The organism is Saccharopolyspora kobensis, from assembly GCF_900108315.1.
Taxonomy (GTDB): Bacteria; Actinomycetota; Actinomycetes; order Mycobacteriales; family Pseudonocardiaceae; genus Saccharopolyspora; species Saccharopolyspora kobensis.
On record NZ_FNVB01000006.1, the window covers coordinates 390,232 to 408,885 of the forward strand.

At 70.4% G+C, this 18,654-nt stretch carries 20 protein-coding genes; 14 read left to right on the forward strand and 6 right to left on the reverse strand.

The window, feature by feature from the left end:
• Nucleotides 1–17 precede the first annotated feature (17 nt).
• The 8 genes from C4T78_RS22255 (at nt 18) to C4T78_RS22290 (ending at nt 10,751) form a co-directional block, all read left to right on the forward strand.
• Entirely contained in the window at nt 18–479 is a 462-nt protein-coding gene (locus tag C4T78_RS22255) for an FHA domain-containing protein FhaB/FipA (RefSeq protein ID WP_093350887.1), read from the forward strand.
• Nucleotides 476–1,876: a PP2C family protein-serine/threonine phosphatase gene (locus tag C4T78_RS22260; RefSeq protein ID WP_093150614.1), complete on the forward strand. Its 1,401-nt coding sequence runs from the start codon at nt 476–478 to the stop codon at nt 1,874–1,876. The genes C4T78_RS22255 and C4T78_RS22260 overlap by 4 nt, the downstream gene beginning before the upstream one ends.
• Entirely contained in the window at nt 1,876–3,288 is a 1,413-nt protein-coding gene (locus C4T78_RS22265) for an FtsW/RodA/SpoVE family cell cycle protein (RefSeq protein WP_093350884.1), read from the forward strand. Before C4T78_RS22260 ends, C4T78_RS22265 begins: the two co-directional genes overlap by 1 nt.
• On the forward strand, nt 3,285–4,742 hold the full coding sequence (locus C4T78_RS22270; protein ID WP_093350882.1) for a peptidoglycan D,D-transpeptidase FtsI family protein: 1,458 nt from the start codon (nt 3,285–3,287) through the stop codon (nt 4,740–4,742). The genes C4T78_RS22265 and C4T78_RS22270 overlap by 4 nt, the downstream gene beginning before the upstream one ends.
• A 3-nt stretch (nt 4,743–4,745) precedes the next feature.
• Nucleotides 4,746–6,020: a serine/threonine-protein kinase gene (locus C4T78_RS22275; RefSeq protein ID WP_093350879.1), complete on the forward strand. Its 1,275-nt coding sequence runs from the start codon at nt 4,746–4,748 to the stop codon at nt 6,018–6,020.
• Nucleotides 6,021–6,057: 37 nt separating this feature from the next.
• A complete protein-coding gene (gene pknB / locus C4T78_RS22280) occupies nt 6,058–8,019 on the forward strand; it encodes a Stk1 family PASTA domain-containing Ser/Thr kinase (protein ID WP_093350877.1) in 1,962 nt (653 codons plus the stop codon).
• 198 nt (nt 8,020–8,217) lie between these two features.
• Nucleotides 8,218–9,624: a hypothetical protein gene (locus tag C4T78_RS22285; protein WP_093350874.1), complete on the forward strand. Its 1,407-nt coding sequence runs from the start codon at nt 8,218–8,220 to the stop codon at nt 9,622–9,624.
• Nucleotides 9,621–10,751, forward strand: a complete 1,131-nt coding sequence (locus C4T78_RS22290) for an ARPP-2 domain-containing protein (RefSeq protein WP_093350871.1) — start codon at nt 9,621–9,623, stop codon at nt 10,749–10,751. Before C4T78_RS22285 ends, C4T78_RS22290 begins: the two co-directional genes overlap by 4 nt.
• Nucleotides 10,752–10,767: 16 nt before the next feature.
• Here C4T78_RS22290 and C4T78_RS22295 read toward each other — a convergent pair whose 3' ends face one another.
• From C4T78_RS22295 to C4T78_RS22300, 3 genes are all read right to left on the reverse strand, one after another.
• Nucleotides 10,768–11,409: an aminodeoxychorismate/anthranilate synthase component II gene (locus tag C4T78_RS22295; protein ID WP_093350869.1), complete on the reverse strand. Its 642-nt coding sequence runs from the start codon at nt 11,407–11,409 to the stop codon at nt 10,768–10,770.
• Between the two features lie 61 nt (nt 11,410–11,470).
• Nucleotides 11,471–11,626 carry a hypothetical protein gene (locus C4T78_RS36495; protein WP_093350866.1) on the reverse strand — a complete coding sequence of 52 codons (156 nt, stop codon included), beginning with the start codon at nt 11,624–11,626 and terminating at the stop codon, nt 11,471–11,473.
• Nucleotides 11,626–12,447: a class E sortase gene (locus C4T78_RS22300; protein WP_093350864.1), complete on the reverse strand. Its 822-nt coding sequence runs from the start codon at nt 12,445–12,447 to the stop codon at nt 11,626–11,628. The genes C4T78_RS36495 and C4T78_RS22300 overlap by 1 nt, the downstream gene beginning before the upstream one ends.
• Before the next feature lie 198 nt (nt 12,448–12,645).
• Here C4T78_RS22300 and crgA point away from each other — a divergent pair, with 198 nt between their 5' ends.
• Nucleotides 12,646–12,912: a cell division protein CrgA gene (gene crgA / locus C4T78_RS22305; RefSeq protein ID WP_093150652.1), complete on the forward strand. Its 267-nt coding sequence runs from the start codon at nt 12,646–12,648 to the stop codon at nt 12,910–12,912.
• Between the two features lie 163 nt (nt 12,913–13,075).
• Nucleotides 13,076–13,486, forward strand: coding sequence for a PH domain-containing protein (locus C4T78_RS22310; RefSeq protein WP_093350861.1), 411 nt, complete (start codon nt 13,076–13,078; stop codon nt 13,484–13,486).
• 2 nt (nt 13,487–13,488) lie between these two features.
• Here C4T78_RS22310 and C4T78_RS22315 read toward each other — a convergent pair whose 3' ends face one another.
• Nucleotides 13,489–14,418: a rhomboid family intramembrane serine protease gene (locus C4T78_RS22315; RefSeq protein ID WP_177247532.1), complete on the reverse strand. Its 930-nt coding sequence runs from the start codon at nt 14,416–14,418 to the stop codon at nt 13,489–13,491.
• 35 nt (nt 14,419–14,453) lie between these two features.
• Entirely contained in the window at nt 14,454–15,002 is a 549-nt protein-coding gene (locus C4T78_RS22320) for a peptidylprolyl isomerase (RefSeq protein ID WP_177241941.1), read from the reverse strand.
• A 105-nt stretch (nt 15,003–15,107) separates the two neighbouring features.
• Here C4T78_RS22320 and C4T78_RS22325 point away from each other — a divergent pair, with 105 nt between their 5' ends.
• The 4 genes from C4T78_RS22325 (at nt 15,108) to C4T78_RS22340 (ending at nt 17,077) form a co-directional block, all read left to right on the forward strand.
• A complete protein-coding gene (locus C4T78_RS22325) occupies nt 15,108–15,671 on the forward strand; it encodes a hypothetical protein (protein WP_093350859.1) in 564 nt (187 codons plus the stop codon).
• A 100-nt stretch (nt 15,672–15,771) separates the two neighbouring features.
• Nucleotides 15,772–16,266 carry an SRPBCC family protein gene (locus C4T78_RS22330; RefSeq protein ID WP_093350856.1) on the forward strand — a complete coding sequence of 165 codons (495 nt, stop codon included), beginning with the start codon at nt 15,772–15,774 and terminating at the stop codon, nt 16,264–16,266.
• Between the two features lie 50 nt (nt 16,267–16,316).
• Nucleotides 16,317–16,526, forward strand: a complete 210-nt coding sequence (locus tag C4T78_RS22335; RefSeq protein WP_093150665.1) for a helix-turn-helix domain-containing protein — start codon at nt 16,317–16,319, stop codon at nt 16,524–16,526.
• Nucleotides 16,523–17,077, forward strand: coding sequence for a Clp protease N-terminal domain-containing protein (locus C4T78_RS22340; RefSeq protein WP_235863445.1), 555 nt, complete (start codon nt 16,523–16,525; stop codon nt 17,075–17,077). The genes C4T78_RS22335 and C4T78_RS22340 overlap by 4 nt, the downstream gene beginning before the upstream one ends.
• Here C4T78_RS22340 and C4T78_RS22345 read toward each other — a convergent pair whose 3' ends face one another.
• Nucleotides 17,078–18,322, reverse strand: coding sequence for an MFS transporter (locus tag C4T78_RS22345; protein WP_093350851.1), 1,245 nt, complete (start codon nt 18,320–18,322; stop codon nt 17,078–17,080).
• Nucleotides 18,323–18,654 lie beyond the last annotated feature (332 nt).

Here is an 18,654-nt window from a genome sequence, read left to right on the forward strand (position 1 = left end):
AGGAGCGTTCACAACAAGTGCCAGAGCTGGTGATGCAGCTGACCAGAGCAGGGTTCCTCGCCCTGCTCTGGTTGTTCGTGCTGGCTGCGCTTCGAGTGGTTCGTTCAGACCTCTACTCGGCGTCCGGGATGCGGCTCCCGATGCCAGGTGCGGGTCGGGCCCCGGCCAAGGGCAGGGGCAGGAGCAAGGCGCCACGCCAGATGGTGGTGACGCACGGTGCGCTCGCCGGCACGCGCATTTCACTGGACGGTCGGCCGATCCTGATCGGCCGGGCGGACGACTCCACGTTGGTCCTCGATGACGACTACGCGTCGACACGACACGCGAGGTTGTCCCTTCGGGGCTCCGATTGGTACGTGGAGGATCTAGGCTCCACAAACGGCACATACCTCGATCGGGCGAAGGTCACGGGGCCGACCAAGGTCCCGCTCGGAGTTCCGATCAGAATCGGCAAGACGGTGATCGAGCTGCGCTCATGACCCTCGTCCTTCACTACGCAGCCCGCAGCGACCGCGGCCTGGTTCGTTCCAACAACCAGGACTCGGTCTATGCCGGCCCACGACTACTCGCCCTCGCGGACGGCATGGGAGGCCATGCCGCCGGTGAGGTCGCCAGCAAGGTCGTCATCGCGGCGCTCGCGCCGCTGGACGACGACGAGCCCAGCGACGACCTGCTGGGTCAGCTCCGCAACGCGGTGCTGACCGGCAACGGTGCCATCGCCGAGCTGGTGGCCAACGACCCGGACCTGGAGGGGATGGGCACCACGCTGACCGCTGTCCTGTTCGCGGGCAGCAAGCTCGGCTTGGTGCACATCGGCGACTCCCGGGCCTACCTGGTCCGCGACGGCGAGCTGGCCCAGATAACCCACGACGACACCTTCGTGCAGTCGCTGATCGACGAAGGCCGGATCACCGAGGAGGAGGCCGCCAACCACCCGCAGCGCTCGCTGCTGCTGCACGCGTTGACCGGCCACGAGGTGGAACCGAGCCTGGCGATCCGGGAGGCGCGCGCCGGGGACCGCTACCTGCTCTGCTCGGACGGGCTGACCGGCCCGGTGAGCACCGAGACGCTGGCGGAGGCCCTGCGCATCCCGGACCCGCAGCAGTGCGCGGACCGGATGATCGAGCTCGCCCTCAAGGGCGGCGGTCCGGACAACGTCACCGTGATCATCGCCGACGTCGTCGACGTCGAGTTCGGCGATGACGCCCCGATCGTCGGGGGCGCGGCGGGAAATGGCGATGAGCATCCGCAACCCGATTCGTCGGCGGCGCGCGCTTCCGCGGTGACCATGCCGCGGCCGCAGCCGCAGCGTTTCGAACCCACCTCACCGCCGCCGGAGCTGCCGCGCAAGCGGCGTTGGCTGCGCTGGCTGCTGGTGATGTGCGGCGTGCTCATCCTGCTTGTTGGCGGCGGACTGGTCGGGCGTTGGTGGGTGCTCAACCAGTACTACATCGGTGCCAACGCCGCCGATGAGGTGGTGATCTACCAGGGCGTGCAGGGCAGCGTGCTCGGCGTCTCGCTGAACTGGCAGGTGGAGACCTCCTGCCCGCCGGACTCGGCCGCGGACTGCACCCCGATCAAGCTGACGGACCTGCAGGAAGCGCAGCGACCGGACGTGCGCAACGGCATCACCGAGGTCAACGGCCTGCAGGACGCCCGCGAGGCGATGCGCAGGCTGCGGATGACCGCGCTGCTGCCCGAGTGCCAGAAGCCCGAGCCGCCCGCGCAGCAGCCACCGGCGCCGCCGACGAACCAGCCCGGCGACGTCGTCCCGCCGCCCGGACAGCCGAACTCCGAGGTGCCTCCGCCGGATGACGCCACCCCGCTGCAGACGGAGGAGCAGAAGCCGGGCGTGACCTGCCGGATGGTGAGTTGATGCCCGAACCGGCCGCTCAGACCGGAGCGACCAGCGGCGCCCCGCGAGTTCTCACTCGGCGGGGCACCGAACTGTTCATGCTGGTTTTCGCTGCGGTGCTCGTCACCTTCGCGCTGCTCATCGTGGAGATCTCCCAGGAGCAGACCGTCACCCGGGACCTGTTCCTGTACGGGGCTGCCTTCCTGGTGCTCTTCGGCGTGGCGCACTTCGCGGTGCGCCGCTGGGCGCCGTACGCCGACCCGTTGATCCTGCCGCTGGTGGCGCTGATCAACGGGATCGGTCTGGTGATGCTGCACCGGCTCGACCTCGCCGAGGTCTACGGCGGGCCGTTCACCGGCAAGCAGATCATGTTCAGCGCGATCGGCGTCGTGCTGTTCGTCCTCGTCCTAGCGTTCATCAAGGACCACCGGACGCTGGCCCAGTACGGCTTCACCTGCGGGTTCGTCGGGATCGCGCTGCTGGCGCTGCCCGGCCTGCTGCCCGCCAGCATCTCGGAGGCCAACGGCGCGAAGCTGTGGATCCGGTTCGGTCCGCTGGGCTCCATCCAGCCCGGTGAGTTCGCCAAGATCCTGCTGCTGATCTTCTTCGCCTCGTTCCTGGTCTCCAAGCGGGAGCTGTTCACCACCGCCGGGAAGCGCTTCCTCGGCGTGGACTGGCCGCGCCCGCGGGACCTGATGCCGGTGATCGCGGCCTGGGTGCTGTCCATCGGCATCCTGGTGCTGGAGAAGGACCTCGGCTCCTCGCTGCTGTTCTTCGGCATCGTGCTGGTGATGCTCTACATCGCCACCGAGCGCGCGGTGTGGGTGTTCCTCGGCCTGTCGTTGTTCGCGCTCGGCGCCATCATCGCGTTCAACCTGTTCGACCACGTCCAGGCCCGGGTCAACACCTGGCTGGACCCGCTGGCCGAGGGCGCCGCCAACGACCAGCTCCGCACCGGCCTGTTCGGCATGGCCAACGGCGGGATGTTCGGCTCCGGGCTCGGCTCGGGCCGGCCGTACCTGACCTCATGGGCGGCCAGCGACTTCATCATCTCGGCCATCGGCGAAGAGCTCGGCCTGGTCGGGCTGATGGCCGTGCTGATGATGTACCTGCTGCTGGTGATGCGCGGTCTGCGCACCTCGCTGGCGGTGCGCGACTCCTTCGGCAAGCTGTTCGCCGGCGGTCTCGCGTTCACCATCGTGCTGCAGCTGTTCGTGGTCGCAGGCGGCGTCACCGGGCTGATCCCGATGACCGGTCTGACCGCGCCGTTCCTGGCCGCCGGTGGTTCGTCGCTGCTCGCCAACTACGTGCTGGTCGCTCTCCTGCTGCGGATCTCCGACGCCGCGCGGCGGCCGCAGACGCCTGCCAAGCCCAAGCCGAAGCAGGCGCCGATCGCGGAAGCGCATACGGAACTCGTGGAGCGTCCCCGATGAACAAGCCGCTGCGCCGAGTGGCGCTGGCCATGATGGTGATGGTCGTGTTGCTGATGGGCAACGCGACCTACATCCAGGTGATCCAGGCCAGCGAGCTCCGCGACCACGCCCTGAACAAGCGGACCCAGTACGAGGAGTTCGCCAGGGAGCGCGGGCAGATCATCGCCGGTGGCCAGTCGCTGGCCCGGTCGGTGCCCAACGAGGACAACCGCTACAAGTGGCTGCGCACCTACCCGAACGGCCCGATGTACGCCCCGGTGACCGGGTTCTACTCGTTCTACTACGGCTCCAACGGCATCGAGCGCGCCGAGGACAAGATCCTCACCGGCAAGGACGACAGCCTGGCCTTCGACCGGCTGTCGGACATGATCACCGGTAAGGAGTCGCGCGGCGGCAGCGTCGAGCTGACCATCAACACGGCCATGCAAGAGGTGGCCTACAAGGAGCTGACCAGCAAGGGCTTCTCCGGCTCGGTGGTGGCGCTGGACCCGCGGTCGGGCGAGATCCTGACCATGGTCAACGCGCCGTCCTACGACCCGGGACTGCTGACCTCGACCGACAACAACGAGGTCGCCAAGCAGTGGAACAACCTCAGCGAGGCCGAGGACAACCCGATGTCCAACCGCGCGGTCTCCGAGATCTACCCGCCCGGTTCGACCTTCAAGATGATCACCACCGCCGCCGCGCTGCAGAACGGCTACAAGCCGGACAGCAAGGTGGAGACGGCCGCGCGCATCCCGCTGCCCGGCACCGCCAGCGCGACGCTGCCCAACTACGGCAGCAACACCTGCCGGGGCGACACGCTCACGGCGGCGGTGGCCTACTCCTGCAACACCGCCTTCGCCAAGATCGCCGGTGAGCTGGGGCCGGACAAGCTGCGGGAGACCGCGGCGGCGTTCGGGTTCGGCGACGACCTGCAGATCCCGATGAGCGTGGCCAAGTCCGACCTCGGCGCGATGGCCGACACCGCCGCGCTGTACCAGAGCGGCATCGGTCAGCGCGACGTCCGGGTCACCCCGCTGCAGAACGCGATGATGACCGCGGCCATCGCCAACGGCGGCAAGCTGATGAAGCCGCAGCTGGTGAAGAACACCCGCTCGCCGGACATGTCGGAGCTGGACACCTTCCAGCCGGAGGAGATGAAGCAGTCGGTCTCGCCGGAGATCGCGCGCATGCTCCGCGACATGATGATCCAGTCGGAGAAGTACACCAAGGGCTCCGGCAAGATCTCCAACGTCGAGATCGCCTCGAAGACCGGTACCGCCCAGCACGGCGACCCCGGTGACAAGCCGCACGGCTGGTACGTGGCGTTCGCCCCCGCGGAGAACCCGACCATCGCGGTCGCGGTGATCGTGGAGAACGGTGGCGACGAGGGCGCCGAGGCCACCGGTGGCTCGGTGGCCGCCCCGATCGGCCGGGAGGTCATCCGGGCCGGTCTGCAGGGAGGTGGCTGACCCGTGCTGACCTCCGGCCAGTTACTCGCCGACCGGTACCGCCTCGGCAAGCGGATCGCGGTCGGCGGGATGGGCGAGGTGTGGGAGGCGGTGGACGTCCGGCTGGACCGGACGGTGGCGATCAAGGTGCTCAAGGCCGAGCTGTGCGGGGACGCGGAGTTCCTGCACCGCTTCCGCACCGAGGCGCGCACCACCGCATCGCTGAACCACCCGGGCATCGCCGCGGTGCACGACTACGGCGAGACCGCCGCGATCCCGGACGGGCCGGAGGACACCGCCTACCTGGTGATGGAGCTGGTCGAGGGCGAGCCGCTGGCGGCGATCCTCGCCCGCGAGGGCCGCATCAACACCGACCACACGCTGGACATGCTGGAGCAGGCCGGCCAGGCGCTGCAGGCCGCGCACGAGCGCGGCCTGGTGCACCGCGACGTCAAGCCCGGCAACATCCTGATCACGCCCGACGGCAAGGTGAAGCTGACCGACTTCGGCATCGCGAAGGCCGCCGACTCCGCGCCGGTGACGCGGTCCGGCATGGTGATGGGCACCGCGCACTACATCGCGCCGGAACAGGCCCTGGGCAGCGACGCCACCCCGTCCAGCGACGTGTACTCGCTGGCCGTGGTCGGCTACGAGTGCCTGATGGGGCACCGGCCGTTCCTGTCCGACAACGCGGTGACGGTCGCGATGATGCACATCCGCGACATCGCGCCGCCGCTGCCGCCGGACGTGCCGCCGGGCGTGCGCGCGCTGATCGAGGCCACCATGGCCAAGGATCCGCGGCGCCGCTACGCCGACGGCGGCGAGTTCGCCGGCGCTGTCGCGGCGGTGCGCGCGGGCCGCCCGCTGCCCACGCCGTCGTCGCTGGTCCTGCCGCAGCAGCGCCAGCAGATGAACGTGCCCGTGCCCAACACCGGCGTCCACCCGATGCCGACCCAGCTCCCGCCGATGGGCAACACCTACCCGCCGGGGCTGATCCCTCCGCAGGCACCGGCCCCGCAGCTGCCGCCACCGCAACCGCCGCCCACCTCCTCGGCCAACAAGGTCGTGATCTGGGTGCTGGTGGCGGTGCTGGCCATGGCGGTGCTGGCCGCGGTGGGATTCACCACGTACTGGCTCGTCAACCGGGACGAGAGCCTGGGTGCGCAAGCTCACGGCCTGGATTCCGCCGCAGCGCTGGGCCACACTGCGCTACGGCAACCGGACCCGGTGGTGCTGCCGGGCACCGGAGTCGGGGGAACACCACTCGTCCCGTCGGCCGACGAGGACGGATCGGCATGATGGGACGATCGTTGACAAGGATCGGAACGACGCTTCGATGAGTTCACCCCGACTTCTGTCCAACCGATACGAGCTCGGCGAGACGCTCGGCTACGGCGGCATGTCCGAGGTGTTCCGCGGTCGCGACACCCGGTTGAGCCGGGACGTGGCGGTGAAGATCCTGCGCGCCGACCTCGCCCGCGACCCCACGTTCCAGCTGCGGTTCCGGCGCGAGGCGCAGAACGCCGCCGCGCTGAACCACCCGGCGATCGTGGCCGTCTACGACACCGGCGAGACGGACACCGAGAGCGGTCCGCTGCCGTACATCGTGATGGAGTACGTCGACGGACGGACGCTGCGCGACATCGTCAAGACCGAGGGGCCGCTGGCGCCGCGCCGGGCGATGGAGGTCATGGCGGACGCTTCGGCGGCGCTGGACTTCAGCCACCGGCACGGGATCGTGCACCGCGACGTCAAGCCGGCCAACATCATGATCACCAACTCCGGTGCGGTGAAGGTGATGGACTTCGGCATCGCCCGGGCGCTGGCCGACGGGCAGGCCGCGGTCACCCAGACCGCCGCGGTGATCGGCACCGCGCAGTACCTGTCGCCGGAACAGGCCCGCGGCGAGGCGGTGGACGCGCGCAGCGACGTCTACGCCTCCGGCTGCGTGCTGTTCGAGCTGCTCACCGGGGAGCCGCCGTTCACCGGCGACTCGCCGGTCGCGGTGGCCTACCAGCACGTCCGGGAGGAGCCGCGCAAGCCGTCCGACGTCAACGCGACGGTTCCCGCGTCGCTGGACGCGGTGGCGCTCAAGGCGCTGAGCAAGAACCCGGCGAACCGCTACCAGTCGGCCGCGGAGATGCGCGCCGACCTGGTGCGGGTGCTGTCCGGGCAGCGCCCGAAGGCCCCGATGATCATGTCGGACGAAGAGCGCACCGCGATGCTCTCGCAGTCCGCGGCGACCGAGCTGATGCCGCCCGGCAGGCACCGGTCGGTGGACCGCGACGCGGAAGAACCGGTCGACGACGAGAAGGAGCGCAAGCGCCGCCGCACCCGGACGGTCGCGCTGGTCACGGTGGCCTGCGTGGCGGTGTTCGCGCTGGCCGCGTGGGCGGTCACGCTGCTGATCGGCAACGGCGCGGAGAAGACCGAACCGGTGCCGAACTTCGTGGGCATGATGAAGAACGCCGCCCAGGAACGGGCGATGACGGAGAACTGGAACGTCAAGCTCACCGCGTGCCCGTCCTCCCGGGATGAGATCGACAAGGTCGTCAAGCAGAAGCCCGAGTACCCGGCGGAGCTCAACAGGGAGACGGCCAGCATCGATCTGTGCATCGGCACCGGGCCGGAGAGCGTGCAGGTCCCTGACCTGGAGGGCCTGTCCATGACCGAGGCGCAGCAGGAGCTGGAGAAGGTCGGGCTCAAGCTGGGCATCACGCCGAAGTACGAGGAGACCTCCGACCCGCAGCTGGTCCAGCGGATCATGAACTGGGACAGCCGGGGCAGCTCCGTGGCCAAGGGCACCACGATCAACGTCGTGATCGGCCAGAAGATCGAGACGGTCACGCTGCGCGACCTGCGCGGCATGTCCTACGACATGGCCAAGGCCTACCTGGACGGCGCCGGCTTCACGGTCAAGAGGCAGACCCGCGACTCCGACCAGCCCGCGGACACGGTGATCGACCAGTCGCCGGCCGGCGGCACCTCGGTCCGGCCGAAGAGCGAGGTGGTGCTGGTGGTCTCCAACGGCCAGCAGATCACCGTCCCGCAGCTGACCGGCATGTCGCCGAGCGAGGCCAAGCAGGCGCTGCAGGCGCTGGGCTGGAACGGCAACATCAACGAGGTCACGCAGGAGACCGCGGACAAGGACATGGACGGCAAGGTCGTCGGTTCCTCGCCCGGCTCCGGCCAGAAGGTCGGCAAGTCCCAGACGGTGACGATCTACGTGGGCGACTACACCAGCTCGCCGACCACCAGCCCCGGCAACGACGGCGGGATCTTCCCGCCTTTCGGCTGAGCCCGGAGGGGCACCTCGGACCGGGAGGTGCCCCTCCGGGGGCGGGATGAATGCCGTGATCGCGCCCGGCGGGTGTTGCTAGCATCCCCGGTGCCGACCGCGGGACTTCGGCGCGACTTCCGGAAACTGCCTTTACCGCACTGATTCGCAGCTCGCGCCCCCACTCCCCGGTCGGCGCCAAGACCGAGGGGGCGCCGGGTGGGATCGCGGGGAGAGCTGCTCGCCGCCGGTGACGTGCTGCTGTTCGTCAACGCCGCGATCACCGCGACCGGCCAGCGCGAGTTCCACACCGGCGCCGACGAGCAGCAGCTGTCCCTGGCGTTCCTGCACGAGTACATGCTGGTCAACTACCGGGACCTCTACGCAGGCGTGCTGGCGCTCGACATCAACGACCACAACGCGGCGCTGATCGTCCGGCGCCTGCTGGAGACCTCCGGCGAGGCGACCGCCGAGCAGCGCCGCAGCGAAGGCCGGCTGATCGCGGGTCGCCTGGCGCTGCTCCCGCCGCAGCGCGTGTTCCGGCTGTTCAGCGCGCTGCGCCGGGCCAAGGTGAACAACCGCCGGACGCGGGCGATCATGCGCGACTGGCTGGCCGCCCGACCGGACCCGGCCTTCGACGCGGTGAAGTACCGCGGCGGCATGAAGCGCGCTCTCCGGCACGCGCACCTCGCCCCGTCCGGTGAGCTGGGCACCTTCCTGTTCGCGCCGCTGACCCGCGCGCAGTACGAGACGCCGCTGCTGGAGACCTGGCGCCGCGCGCACTACGAGCAGGCGTCCGTCTACGAGCTGCCGTTCACCGCCGCCGAGGGCTTCGCCGCCGAGCACGGCATCCCGCGCGATGTCTTCCTGGAGCGCATCGCGCCGAAGATGACCCGCTTGGAGGCCTTGCGGCTGCAGGAGTCCGGCGCCGCCGAAGCCGACCTGACCCGGATGCCGCTGACCCGGTTGGCCGCCTACGCGCTCGCCCTGCCGGTCGAGGACCGCGTGCGCCGCCGCGACGAGCTGACCCGCGCGCTGCGCGCGGCGGCCGACCGGGTGGCGGGCCCGCACCGCGGCACCTGGGGCAAGGTCGCCGCCGTCCTGGACGACAGCTTCTCCGCATCCGGCTCGGGCCAGAAGCGCCGCCGACCGCTCGCCGTGGCGCTGGCCTGCCACTACCTGCTCGCAGCCCTCGCCGACGACTACACCGCTCGGTGGACGTCGGGCCGCACCGACGCGCTGCTCGCCCGCCCGCACGGCGCGACGCCGCTGGGTCGGCGGATCGTCGAGGTGCTGGAAACCGGCCCGGACCGGCTGGTGATCGTCTCCGACGGGTGGGACAACGCGCCGCCCGGTCTGGCCGGTGAAGTGCTCCGCGCCTGGCGCTCCCGGCTCGACGCGCAGCACCGCACCAGCGCCGTGCACCTCAACCCGGTCTACGACGCGACCGGTTTCGACGTGCGCCGCCTGTCCGAGGTCGTGCCCAGCACCGGCATCCGCGACGCCGAGGACCTGCCCGCGCTGGTGGAGCTCGCCCAGTTCGCGACCGGGCGGACCGGGCTCGCGGAGCTGATCGGTTACCTGAGCAACCGCGCTGACCGGCTGCTCGGCGGGGAGACGCCATGACCGGACTCGACCTGACCGGCCTGCAGACCCGCCCCGCCCAGGTCTGGGGCGCCGTCCGCCTGGTGCCGCTGGTGCGCGCGGAACCGATCGACGACCTCCGGCTGCACCCGCGGATCTACGGCGACTCGGTGGGGGTGGTCGAGGTCGGCCGCCGCAGCACCTACATCTCCTACGTGCCGCACGGCTTCGTCGCCGACTGGACCGGCGACGCAGCGGCGGCCACCTACGGCACCCAGCTGCCCGGCGACGAACCACCGGACGCGATCCCGCTGCGCTTCCACCGGAAGCTGGCCCGTCGCGAAGCGGCCGGGCGGTTGCGGTTCCTGCCCCTGCACCTGGCGCTGGAGGGCTACCTCGCCCTGCACTTCGGCGGCCCGGAGATCGCCTGGTCGGAGTGGTCGCAGCAGGCGCTGCGCCGCGGGCTCTCGCCGCGCGCGGAAGCCGCCTGGTCGGGCGCGGCGGTGCCCGGGCTCGACGATGCGCTGCGGGTTTTCGAGATCCACCCCGGGCAGTGCGGCATGCTGCTCTACGTCGCCGACGCGCTCGCCGCCGCGTTCGTCGTCCCGCACCCCGACGACTACCGCGCCCTGCACCCGACGTTGGTGCAGGACATGCACGGGGAGCTGATCTTCCAGTACGCGCTGCTGATGCCACCGGTCGCGGACTTCCGGGCGAGCATCGCCGACGCGCGGATCGACACCTTCGCGGACCTGCGCGCGGCGGCCGACGCCGAAGAGCGCGCCTGGGCAGAGTTCCACGACACGACGATGGCGGCGGGCCTGCTGGCGCAGGACTGCACGTGGCAGGCCGTCCACCGGATGGGGCGCTTCGAGCTCGCCCGGTTCCTGCCGGTGTTCCGCCCCAAGGAGGAGAACCACATCGGCGAGGCGATCCTGGACGAGCGGGGCCGGACGGCGTACCTGAAGACGTTCCGGCTCTCCGAGAGCCAGGTCCGCCGGGGCCACCTGCTCAGCCGCCTGGCCGCGCACGGCTGGCACCTGGCCGACACCGCCGCCGATCTCGGCATTGACGAGGCCCAGCTCGGCCTCCGCCTGGAATCCGCGGGCTTCGGCCACCTCCTCCGCCAGGACGTCCTCGACGCCTACCGCAAGCAGGCCCGACGCTAGCCAGCGGAGGTGGGGGTCAGCGCTGGGCGGCCGCGGCCACCTCGCGCATGCCGCGTTCGAGCTCGTTGACCAGGTGTTCATCGACCGGGTGGCCCGCGCCGGCCATCCAGTTCGCCAGCATCCGGTGGCCGCCGTCGGTGAGCACCGACTCGGGGTGGAACTGGACGCCCTCGACCGGCAGCTCGCGGTGCCGCATGCCCATCACGATGCCCGACGCGGTCCGCGCGGTGATCTCGAAGTCGTCCGGGATGGTGTCCGCGCGCACGATCAGCGAGTGGTAGCGGGTCGCGATGAACGGCTCCGCCAGCCCGGCGAACACCCCGGCACCGGAGTGGTGGATCTCGCTGACCTTGCCGTGCAGCAGTTCCGGCGCGCGCTCCACGACGCCGCCCCACACCGCACCGATGGCCTGGTGCCCGAGGCACACGCCCAGCACCGGCTTGCGCTCCGCGGCGCAGCGCTGGATCAGCTCCATCGTGCGCCCGGCGCGGTCCGGCGTTCCCGGACCGGGGCTGAGCAGGAGCCCGTCGGCGGCTGCCACGTCGTCGTCGGTGACGACGTCGTTGCGCCGCACGACGCAGTCCGCGCCCAGCTGCGCGAGGTACTGCACGAGGTTGTAGACGAAGCTGTCGTAGTTGTCGACGACGAGTACGCGCACGGCGCCAGAGTACGCGGACACCCGCCGCCCCGTCCTGCCGGTTTTCCCGAACCGGGCCCGGTCACCGCGTGGTCACCTCGTTGAAGGGCAGCAGCGGGTCGATCGCCGGGAACACCGCGAACAGCAGCAACGCGACCACCAGCGCCACCAGCAGCACCGCCTGCAGCGCTTTCGCCGCGGTGCCGCCCGGGAGGTGCCGCCACAGCCACCCGTACATCAGCGCTCCTCCAGCTCAGCGGGGCGCAGTTCCGGGTGCGCCGGATCCTTCGGGTACTCCGTGGTGAGCACGCCGTGCACGATCAGCCGCTGCTCGGCGGAGAACTCCGGGTGACAGGTGGTCAGCGTGATCAGTCGGGTGCGCTGGTCGGCGGGCAGCTCGTCGACCGGCCGATCCGGCACCGGGTGGATCACCTCGCCCTGGGCGGGCAGCACGATGCGGCGGCCGTGGGCCTGCTCGTACGGTTCGCCGATCGGTGCCACGCCCCGGCAGCGCGGATCGCCGCCGCGCCCGTCCCAGCCGGCGACCTCCTCGGCCATCGGCAGCACGCGGTAGACGTACCAGCGCGTCTCGGTCTCCACCACCACCGGATCGCAGGATTCCAGCTGGTCCAGGTCGTTGAACGGCGCGCCCTTGCCGATCCGGTGCCCGGCCACCGCGAAGTTGCCCCGCTCGCCGGGCCATGCGGTGCCGGTGTAGTGGCCGGGACCGGCGGCCAGGGTCGCGCTGTCGGTGCCCTCCAGCACCGCGAACCGGAAGTCCGGCCCGAACTCCGGCAGGTACAGCTGGGCGAAGCCCTCGCCGGTGCTCGGCGGTGGTGGCGGCGCGGCCGGTCGCGGCTGCTGCCACCGGGTCAGCAGCCGGTCGGTGGCCGCGGCCTGCTTGCGGGCGGTGGACCAGTCGGTGACGTAGACCGCGTAGAACACGAAGAGCAGCAGCACCAGACCCGCGGTGATCAGCAGTTCGCCCACCACGCGCAACGCGGAGCGGACGCGCCGGCGCTCCGGCGGCGGGGCCTCGGGATGCTCCGGTGCTGTCACGGTTGCGCTCTCCGTCACGGCTCGGACCGCGGGGACTGGTTCGTCTCCGGGCAAAATGACCACAGGCGGGCTCTAGATCAGCTCTGTGATTACGTTAACGTGGTACCTGGAACAACGAACCGATCCGCGGCTGGTTTCGCGGGTCGGCGACCGCCCGAGCACGCGGCACCCGCGGCCGCATCACCTGGCGAGGACACCATGCCGAAGTCCAAGGTCCGCAAGAAGGACTCACCCACCCCGGTGGGCGACCGCCGCACTCCGGTGAAGGCGAAGGCGGTCGGCCCGTCGCACCCCATCTACGTCGTAGTGATGCTGGGGATGATGATCATCGGGCTGCTCTGGCTGGTGGTCAACTACATCGCGGGCGAGAAGATCCCGTTCATGACCGACCTCGGCGGCTGGAACTTCGCCGTCGGGTTCGCCTTCATGATCGTCGGCCTGCTGATGACGATGCGCTGGCGCTGACCGCACCACCGCGATTCGTGACCGAGGCCCGGAGGGCGCAACCCCTTCGGGCCTCACTCATCTCGTCGGGGTATTGACAGCCGGTCGTCGAACAACATGGGTGTAACTCATCCCCAATGGGGATAACTCCTGTGGATAACTCATCGGTAGCGGGTGGATAACGGTGGACGTGCCGAACGGATCGCAGCAGTGGGCGACCCCGGCGGGGTTGGTCGCCACCGGTTGGGTGCTCACCGCAGCAGCCGCCGCCTGGTGGTTCGCCGCCGAATCCGCGGTGGACCGGACGTTCGTCGGAGTCCTCGTGCTCGCCCTGGCCGTCGCCTCGGCGCACGCCACCATCTGCCGCCCGAGGCTGAGCGCCGACCGCGAGGGCGTGACCGTGCGCGGGCTGGGCGGCCGACGGCGCTGGCCCTGGTCAGCGGTGACGGTCCAGGTCCGCAGCCACCGCCGCTTCGGCCGCGAGGTGCAGTCCCTGGAGCTCGACTCGGACGCCGTCCTGGTCATCCTGACCCGGCTCGACCTCGGCACGGACCCGCAGGACGTCGCCGAAGCCCTCCGCGACTGGCAGCGCTGAGCTCAGGAACCGAGCACGCCGCAGCGGGTCTGCGCGCCGGAGCCGAAGCACACCACGTTGCCGAACTGCAGGTCGCGCGTGATCACCACGGCCAGCAGCACCAGCAGCAGCGCGCCCAGCGCACCGGCTTGGATCAGCACCTGCCGGTTGCGGGGCGCGTAGACCAGCGCGCCGGTCGCGAGCACGCCCAGCACCAGACCGCCGATGTGCCCGAGCAGCGAGATCCCGGGGATCACCACGCTGGCGACGATGTTCAGCGCGATGACCACCAGCACCGGCCGCAGGCTCACCTTCAGCCGCAGCGCGGCGATGGCGATACCGCCCATCAGGCCGTAGACGGCGCCGGACGCACCGGCCACCGGGGTCACCTCGTCGCCGAACAGGAACACCGCGGCGCTGCCGCCGAGCAGCGACAGCAGGTACACCGCGATGAACCGCAGCCTGCCGAGCAGCAGTTCCAGGTCACGCCCGATCACCCACAGGGCGATCATGTTCATCGCCAGGTGCAGCAACCCGATGTGCAGGAAGCCGGCGGTGAGCAGCCGCCACCACTGGCCGCCCGCGACCAGGATCGGCCACAGCGCGAACTCGTCGAACAGCGGCGCCGTGAAGTTCGCACCGATGCTGCCCGCCTGCACCGCGGTGAGCGCGAAGATCACCACGTTCACGGCGATCAGCACCGGCACCAGGATCGGCTTCGCGGGCAGCCGAGCACCGGCGACCGTCACCGGCTGCCGCATGCCGCGCTGCCCCTGCGCGACGCAGTCGACGCAGTGCTGGCCGACGGAGGCGTCGCGCAGGCATTCCGGGCACGCCGGGCGCTCGCACCGCGTGCAGCGCAGGCCGGTCGGGCGGTCGGGGTGCCGAACGCAGGTCGGCAGCTGCGGCGGCGCCCCGTCCGCCCCCGGCTGGGATCCGGGCGGAACAGTCACGTGTCAGGACCTGCTCTTTGCTCGGTGGGCGGATCTCAACCGCGCTCGATCGAGACCCTCTCGATGACGATGTCGGTGACCGGGCGGTCAGCCGCACCGGTGGCGGTGTGCCCGATCGCGTCGACCACGTCGCGGGACGCCTGGTCGGCGACCTCGCCGAAGATGGTGTGCTTGTAGTTCAACCAGCTGGTCGCGGCGACCGTGATGAAGAACTGCGAGCCGTTGGTGTTCGGCCCGGCGTTGGCCATGGCCAGCAGGTACGGCCGGTCGAACTGCAGCGTCGGGTGGAACTCGTCGCCGAACTGGTAGCCCGGGCCACCGCGGCCGGTTCCGGTCGGGTCACCGGTCTGGAGCATGAATCCGTCGATGACGCGGTGGAAGATCACCCCGTCGTAGAACGGACCGGACTTCTCGCCCTTCGCGTTGGGGGCCGCGTAGTCCTTGGTGCCTTCGGCGAGACCCACGAAATTACTCACGGTCTTGGGCGCCTGGTCGGGGAAGAGGTTGAGCCGGATGTCCCCCTGCGAGGTGTGCAGGGTGGCGGTCACCTTCGTCCCAACGAGCGATCCGTTGTCTTCAGCCACCCGACCATCCTGCCATCGAACAGGCCGATCGCGGTTTCTGGGTGCAGTATGGGCCCCGATGCGGCCAGTAGTCGACCGGCGGACGCCGGGCCCAGGAGGCACACGATGGATGAGGTGAAGGCGATGGCCCGAGCTGGCGAGAGCGTGGGCAAGGCGGTGGGAACCGGCATCAAAACCGCACGTCGCAACGCGAAACGCGCGGGCGAGGTCGGTGTCGCGCTGTCCAGGCACGCCGCCGCGCTGGCCGAGCAGGAACTCGCCAGCCGCGGCATCTCGACCGAGGACCTGCAGGAGAAGCTCGCGCAGCGCGCCACCGGCATGTCCCGCGAGGAACTCGTCAAGCAGAGCCGCAGGGCGCGCAAGCGGTGGGAGAAGAAGGCGGCTGCATCCCGCAAGCAGCTCGCCAAGAACACCGCGGTGGCCCGCAAGGAGCTGGCCGAGCGGATCAGCCCGCACGAGCCGAAGCGCCGCAAGTGGCCGTGGGTGCTGCTGGTGCTGGCCGGGTTGGCGGCGGCGGCCGCGGTGGCGTTCTCCCGCCGTCCGGAGGAACTGCCGGTCGCCTCGGCGGACAACGACTTCACCAAGCGCGACACGCCCGCCCGCCACCGCGCGGAGGTGCCCGCCCAGACCGACGGCCAGCACCGGCCCACATCGGAGCGGTCCCACTGACGTGAAGGGCACTTCCGGGCGAACCTGTTGCCCGGAAGTGCCCTTTTCTATGCCCTAGATCACAGGGTGGTGTATCGGTTCGCGGCGCGAGGATGCTGGCATGGCTGAACTGATCAGTTACGACCTGCACGCCACCGCGGAAGTGGCCGCCCCGGCCGACGCCGTCTACCGAATCGCCGCCGACATCACCCGGATGGGCGAGTGGAGCCCCGAGTGCACCGGCGGCCGGTGGAAGTCCGGTGAGCCCGGCGCCGTCGGCGCCCGCTTCGAGGGGGACAACCAGGCCCGGGGCGACACCTGGACCACCGAGTGCGAGGTGATCGCCGCCGAACCGGGTCGCCGGTTCGCCTGGGAGGTGCTCACCGCCCCGGCGCTCACGGACAACATGGTGTGGTCCTTCGAGATCGAGCCGACCGCGGACGGCTGCGCGCTGACCCAGCGCTTCCGGATGAAGACCGCGCCGGACCGCCTGCTGAAGATCCGGGACAGCCTCCCGCCGGAACGCGCCGCGACCTTCCCGGAGTTCCGCCGCGAACTCCTCCAGAAGGGCATGCAGCAGACGGTGGACCAGATCAAGGCCGCCGCCGAGGGCTGAGCTGTCAACATCGGTTGACAACCTCCCGAGTGTCAACGTAGGTTGACGTCATGGCAGGAGCTACGGAACTCGCCGCCGCCGCGAGCGATCGGGACCCCCGCGTGGGCCTGCGCGCCGTGGCGGCGCTGCGCAAGCTGCTCGAGCAGCTCGAATCGGTGCAGGTCCGCAACGCGCGCAACCACGGGTGGTCGTGGCAGGAGGTCGCAGCGGAACTGGGCGTGTCCAGGCAGGCCGTGCACAAGAAACACGGGAGGTCATGACCATGTTCGAGAGGTTCACCGCAGCCGCCCGCCAGGCGGTGGTCGGTGCGACGGAGCAGGCTCAGCAGCGCGTGCACCCGGAGATCACCGACGAGCACCTGCTGCTCGCGCTCGTGCGTATGCCGTCGACCCGCGCCGGCCAGTTGCTCGCCGAGCACGGCGTCGACGAGGACGGCGTGGTCGCGGCCTACGCGAAGGCGCGCAGGTTCGGCGGTCTGAGCGATTCCGACACAGAAGTCCTGCTCGAGCTGGGCATCGACGTGCGCGAGGTCGTCGCCAACGTCGAACGCTCCCTCGGTCCCGACGCCATGGCCGAACCGAAACGCCAGCGGCGGCGGCGCTTATTCAAAGCCCACAGACCGTTCAGCGCCACCGCCAAGTCCACGATCGAGGACGCGCTGCGCGAAGCGGTCGAACTGCGGCACCGGGAGATCGGCGACGAGCACATCCTGCTCGCGCTGCTCAGCCGCCGAGGTGTCGCGGCCGACTTCCTGGCCGGACACGACCTGACCCACCAGTCCGTTCGCCAGGCGCTCCGCAACGCGGCCTGATCACTGCTCGGCGCGCTCGGCCGCGCGCTCCGGGGACTGCGCCACCCCGGGGCGCCGGACCAGCGCGGCACCGACGGCGCCGAGCGCGCCGACCACGGCGAAGGCGTAGAAGCCCCACGGGTAGGCGATTCCGGCCGTGAGCATCGCGCCGCCGAGCAGCGGGCCGCAGATCGCGCCGATGCGCCCGATCCCCGCCGACCAGCCGAGCCCGGTGGCCCGGTTCGCCGCCGGGTAGACGCGGCCGATGTAGGCGTACACCAGCACCTGCGAGCTGAACACGAAGCAGCCTGCGACCAGGACCGCGAGGTACACGCCGATCCCGGGCAGCTTGATGCTCAACGCCGCCAGGAAGACGGCCGAAGCGGCGAACCAGCCGATGGTGGCCGGCCGGGGCCCGACGCGGTCGGCCACCGCACCGGCGATCAGCAACCCGATCACCGCACCGATGTTCAGCGTCAGCAACAACCCCAGCGCCGCGTCGAGCGGGTACCCGGCGGACTTCATGATCTGCGGCAGCCAGGTGTTCAACCCGTAGACCAGCAGCAGCCCCATGAACGACGTGACCCAGAAGGCGATGGTGGCCCGGGCGAAGCCACCGCGGAACAGCGAAGCAACGGCCTCGGCACCGCCACCGGCACCGCGCTCGGCCTTGACCTGCTGGAACGACTCCGACTCGGGCAGGTACCGGAGCATCAGCGGCACCAGGACCAGCGCCGGAGCAGCCCCGATGACGAACATCGCGCGCCAGCCCAGGTTCGGCAGCACGGCGATCCCCAGCAGCGCCGTCAGCACGGCCCCGACGTGATACCCGGTCATGATCGTGGTGGTGGCGCTACCGCTCCGCCCAGCACGGGCGTGCTCGGTGACGAGAGCGATCGCGGTGGGCAGGCAACCGCCGAGCCCGAGCCCGGCGAGAAACCGCAGCAGCCCGAACGCGAAGACCGAAGGCGCAACCGCGCACAACGCGGTGAACAGCGAGAAGCTGATCACCGCGAAGATCAGCGCCTTCCGTCGCCCGATGACATCGGTGATGGTCCCGATGGCCAACGCACCAATGGTCATCCCGACCAGACCGGCGGTCGACACGAGGGAAGCGCTCGCCGCGGTCAACCCCCACTGCTGCACCTCGAGCAGCACCGGAAGCACGCTCCCGAGCACGACGAGGTCGAACCCGTCCAACAGCACGGCGGTCCAGCAAAGCGGCAGAACCCAACCGCTCCGCCCAACAGAACCCACCCCGGCCATGCCTCGACCTCCCTGCCCCGCTGCAGAAAACCCAGTGCACGGATGCTGCCCCGCTACGACCACCACCCGAGCAAGAACCTTCCACCCAGTAAAAGCCCCGAACGTGCTACCCCCACGACGAACGACACCGCCGCACCACCAGCGGTGACACCCAGATGCGCTTGACGAGGAGAAGCGCCGGAACGCGCGGGGTTCAAGGCGGCGGGTGGTCGCGTTCCGGGTGCAGCGATTTCAATTGAAATCGGCGACGTCCTCGACGGAGCCTGCGGCACCGAGGCAAGCCGATTTCAACCGAAATCGCAGAGGTCCGGCACTCCGTGACGGCCACAGGG